Source organism: Peribacillus sp. NPDC058002 (genome assembly GCF_042886655.1).
GTDB classification, from domain to species: Bacteria; Bacillota; Bacilli; order Bacillales; family DSM-1321; genus Peribacillus; species Peribacillus aracenensis.
In genome coordinates, this window is the sequence record NZ_JBHVQU010000444.1 from 1 (window position 1) to 472 (window position 472).

At 35.2% G+C, this 472-nt stretch carries 1 protein-coding gene; it reads left to right on the top strand.

The genetic code is table 11. The annotated features are described in order from the left end of the window. A partial coding sequence (locus tag ACFVSH_RS26125) for a hypothetical protein (protein ID WP_387708705.1) occupies nucleotides 1–343 on the top strand: 343 nt, incomplete at its 5' end. Nucleotides 344–472 lie beyond the last annotated feature (129 nt).

Here is a 472-nt window from a genome sequence, read left to right on the forward strand (position 1 = left end):
GAAATGTGATTATGTGTTATTAACAATTCCAGCATCCATTCGTTTAGAGGGGGCTTTGGCCGAGTATAATAAAAAAGGCCGTGTGAGCCATACATGTTTCGTTTGTAACGAAGATACTTCTAATGGGGATGCAAGTAACTTGAACTATTATAAGTTAGGAACTAAAAAAGTTTGTCATTCCTGCATGAAAAATGTTTTGCGTCATCCGTCTTTAAAAGAGTATGAATATGTGCATACTTCAGTTATCGATAAAACTGCTTTTTATAAAAATGTGCTGGCTGTTTTAAAGGATGAAAGTTTTTTGGAGTCAATTCGTGAAGAAAAACTAAATAGCGCATTGTAAGAAAAAAGTGTATCTCTCGCGGATACACTTTTTTTGTCGCCATTTTTGGACGATCATCCATGAAAGCAAGAAATTTATCCGTTAACATGCTTAGGCCAATTTCTTTAGCAAGATTGCTTTCATCTGGAC